At 69.9% G+C, this 4,631-nt stretch carries 1 protein-coding gene; it reads right to left on the bottom strand.

The genetic code is table 11. The annotated features are described in order from the left end of the window. A partial coding sequence (locus EET03_RS12400; RefSeq protein ID WP_122508767.1) for a type I polyketide synthase occupies nt 1-4,631 on the bottom strand: 4,631 nt, incomplete at both ends.

Here is a 4,631-nt window from a genome sequence, read left to right as displayed (position 1 = left end):
GGCCAGGAGATCGGGTTGGTCCGGGGTGGCGGCGGCCAGACGGCTGTCGAGGTGTTCGGCGAGGGCGGCGGGGGTGGGGTAATCGAAGATCAGGGTGGGCGAAAGTGCCAGGCCGGTCGCCGTTTTCAGCCGGTTGCGCAGTTCGACGGCCGTCAGCGAGTCGAAGCCCAGGTCCTGGAACGCGCGGCGGGCGTTGATGTCAGCGGTGCTGGAGCGTCCCAGCACGGTGGCGGCGTTGCTACAGACCACGTCGACGAGTTCGCGGTGTCGCTGCTCGGGATCGAGCGAACGCAGTCGGGGGACCAATCCCGTCGCCGAGACGGCGGTGTCGGTGTCGTCGACGACGCGTCGGGACCGGCGGGCGGCCAACTCGCTGAGCAACGGCGATGGCGCGGTGGTGTCGGAGCCGAGCGCGCGGGTGTCGAGCCGGGTGGCGACCACGACGGCGCGGTCCGCGACCATCGCGGCATCGAGCAACTCCAGCGCCTGCGCGGTTGACAGGGTTGCCAGCCCCGCCCGACTCATCCGGGCCTTGTCGCGGTCCCCCAGACGTCGGGTCATCGCACTGGGCTGTTCCCACAGCCCCCACGCCACCGACAATCCCGGCAACCCATGCGCGCGCCGATACGCCGCGAGCCCGTCGAGGAAGCTGTTGGCCGCCGCGTAATTGCCTTGGCCGGGGGTGCCCATGATGCCGGCCATCGACGAAAAGAGGACAAACGCCGAGACATCCAGATCTCGGGTCAACTCGTGCAAATTCCAGGCACCGTCGACCTTGGCGCGCAGCACGGCATCCATCCGGTCGGGCGTCAGCGAGGCGATCAGTCCGTCGTCGAGGACCCCGGCGGCATGAAACACCCCCCGAAGCGGATACCGCGGCGGCAGCTGCGCGAGCAGCGCCGCAACCGCGTCACGGTCAGCCACGTCACAAGCCACTACCGACACCTCGGCCCCGGCATCCCGCAACTCGTCGGCCAGCTCCGAAATCCCTTGAGCCCGGGTCCCGGATCGACTGACGAGCATCACGTGGGCCACCCGGTGGCGGGACACGACGTGGTGGGCCAGCGCCGCACCGGCCATCCCGGTCCCGCCGGTGATCACGACCGTGCCCCCGGCAAGCCCGGCGGCGCTCCCGGAAACCGTCAACACCACCTTGCCGATATGGCGGGCCTGGCTGACGAAGCGATACGCCCGCCGGGCCAGCATCATGTCGAAAGCCTTGGTCGGCAACGGCTTCAACTCTCCGGCAGCGAACATCTCCATCAGTTCGGCCAACATTTGCGCGATCCGGTCCGGCCCGGCTTCGATCAGATCGAACGCACGGTAACCGGCGCCCCGGTACTGCTCGGCGATCGTCCGCGGGTCGCGAATATCGGTTTTGCCCATTTCGATGAAGCGCCCGCGCGGGCTCAGCAGCCGCAGCGACGCATCGACAAACTCACCGGCCAGCGAGTTGAGCACCACGTCGACTCCGGCACCGCCGATGGTCTGGCGGAACTTCTCCTCGAATTCCAGGGTGCGGGAGTCGCCGATATGGTCTTCGTCAAAACCCAGCTCCCGCAAGGCATCCCACTTGCCGCGACTGGCCGTGGCGAAAACCTCCAGGCCCCAGCGCCGAGCCAGCTGCACCGCGGCCATACCCACCCCGCCGGCGGCGGCGTGCACCAACACCTTCTGCCCGGCCCGCACCCCCGCCAGGTCCGACAGACCGTAGAACGCGGTCAGGAACACCACCGGGACACCGGCAGCCGTATCCAGCGGCCAGCCCGCCGGAACCGCGGTCACCAGCCGCTGATCCGCCACCGCCTCGGGTCCCGCCACGCCCAGCAGCCCCATCACCGCGTCGCCGACGGCCACGCCGGAAACACCCGGCCCTACCTCGACAACGATCCCGGCGCCCTCGATGCCGAGCTCGCCCCCGCCCGGATACATGCCCAACGCCACCAGCACGTCGCGGAAGTTCACCCCGACCGCGGCCACCGCTACTCGTACCTGCCCGGCGGTGAGCTCGCTTCGTTCACACGAGCCCACCTGCACGTCGTCGAGTGTGCCCGCGCCTCCGGGGACCAAGCGCCACCCGGACGGGACCTCGGGCAGCCGAAGCGTCGGGTCGGCCGGCCGCAGCCGAGCCTGATAGGCCACATCGTCGCGCGCCACCAGTTGCGGCTCACCAGAACGGATTACCGCGCTGACATCCACCGACCCGTCCGAATCCAGCAGCACCACCCGGCCGGGATGCTCCGCCTGCGCCGAACGCACCAGCCCCCACACCGCCGCACCGGCCAAGTCCGTGACGTCCTCGTCGGTCAGACCCACCGCGCCATGGGTCAGCACCACCAGAACGCCGTCCTCGTCGCCGGCCAACCACGCCTGCAACACCGCCAGCACCGCATGCGTGGCCGCCCGTACCGATTTCACCACGTCCGCCTGCCGCGGCACCTGGGCAGCCAGCTCCCACACCGTCGTGGGTGGCTCGCCAATACCGTTGTGTGCCAGCGGTATCGGCGACCAACCGACCTGGAACAAGCCGCCGTCAGCGGGCGCAACCGCGGACAGCGCCCGGTCGGGCAACGGACGAAACGCCACGTTCCGTACGGTCAAGACGGGTAAGCCCGCCGCATCAGCCAATTCCAGCGACACCGCGTCGGCACCCGCCGGCGCCAGGCGGGCCCGTACCCGGGACGCCCCCGCGGCATGCAGCGACACCCCCTGCCACGAGAACGGCAGCACCGTTTTGTCCTGCCCGCCGGCGACGCCCACCGCATGCAGAGCCGCGTCGAGCAATACCGGATGGATGCCGAATCCGCCGACATCCAGGCCGGCGTGCTCGGGCAGTGACACCTCGGCGAAGATCTCCTCCCCCAGCTGCCACATCGCCCGCAGGCCGCGGAACGCCGGACCATACGTGTAGCCCCGTGCGGCCAGCCGCTCGTAGGCGCCGGTCACATCCATCGGGGTTGCGCCCGCCGGTGGCCATACCGACAGGTCTGTTCCCGGAGCGAGGACCCCGGGCGCCAACACCGCCTCAGCGTGTAACGTCCAGGTCGAATCCGGTTGGACGGCACGCGAATACATCGATGCGCTGCGACGGCCCGACGCATCTTCGTCACTGACCACGAGCTGCACCTGCGCCGCGCCGGCCGTCGGCAACAGCAGCGGCGCCGTCACCGTCAGCTCGGCAACGGTGGCGCAGCCGACCTGGTCGCCGGCCCGGACGGCCAGCTCCACGAATCCCGCGCCCGGGAACAGCGCCACCCCGGCCACCGCGTGCTCGGCCAACCATGGCTGGGCAGTCACCGATAGCTGGCCTGTCAGCACGACTTCGCCGGAGTCGGGCCGCTCGACTACCGCACCCAGCAAGCCGTGCGCGGCCCCGGTCAACCCCAGACGCCCCGCATCTAATCGCCCGGCATCGGGTTGCGCGAGCCAGAACCGGCGATGGACGAAACCGTACGTCGGCAGTTCCACGCGGCGAGCGTGCAGACCGGCGAACGCCGCGGCCCAATCCAGCCCGACGCCCGCAGCGTGGGCCTGTGCTGCCGACAGCCAGAATCTGTCCAGTCCGCCGTCGTCGCGGCCCAGTGACGGGATGACGATCGGTTGGTCGGCGTCGGCAGAGTCGTGATCGGTCAGCGTTTCTTCAATGGCGGCGGTCAGGACGGGGTGCGGGCTGGACTCGATGAAGACCTGGTATCCGGCGTCGAAGGCGGTGCGGACGGCCCGGTCGAATTGCACTGTCTGGCGGATGTTTTGGTACCAGTAGTCGGCGTCGAGGCCAGCGGTATCCGTGAAGTGACCTGTCACGGTGGAGAGGAAGGCGATGGGCGCCGAGCGGGGTTCGATGCCGGCGAGGGCGGCGGTGAGTTCGGTCCGGATGGCGTCGACGTGGGCGGAGTGCGACGCGTAGTCGACGTCGACCCTGCGGGCCCGGATGTCGGCCGCGTCGCATCGCCGGATCAGTTCCTCGACGGCGGCCACTTCTCCGGAGACGACGATCGTCGAAACACCGTTGACCGCAGCGATATTCAGACGGCTGCCGCAGTGAGATAGCAGCTCCCGGGCGCGGGTCAGCGGACAGGAGATCGACACCATCCCTCCCGCACCGGCCAACCGCACCAATAGCCGGCTGCGCAACGCCACCACCCGTGCCGCGTCGTCCACGGACAGTGCTCCCGCCACACAGGCCGCCGCGATCTCGCCCTGCGAATGCCCGATCACCGCGTCGGGCACCACCCCGACCGATCGCCACAATTCGGCCAGCGACACCATGATCGCCCACAGCGCCGGCTGTACGACATCCGCCCGGTCCAGCCCGGGCGCGCCCGGCGCGCCGCGCACCACGTCGAGCAACGACCAGGGCAGGTACTCACCAAGCGCTTTGTCGCAGCGACGCATGTGCTCGGCGAAAACCGGTGCAGCGTCGAGTAACTGGGCTCCCATGCCGACCCACTGCGACCCTTGTCCGGGGAAGACGAATACGGTTTTGCCGGTCGGCCGGGCGCGGCCGGCCACCACCGCAGCGCCGGGGTCGCCGGCGGCCAGACCGGCCAAACCCGACAGCAACTGCGCCCGGTCGGCGCCCACCACCACCGCGCGATGCTCGAACACCGACCGGGTGGACACCAACGACC

It is taken from the genome of Mycobacterium innocens, assembly GCF_900566055.1.
Classification (GTDB): domain Bacteria; phylum Actinomycetota; class Actinomycetes; order Mycobacteriales; family Mycobacteriaceae; genus Mycobacterium; species Mycobacterium innocens.
The sequence above is the reverse complement of the archived record's forward strand: the minus strand, read 5'-3'. Positions and strand labels throughout refer to the sequence as shown.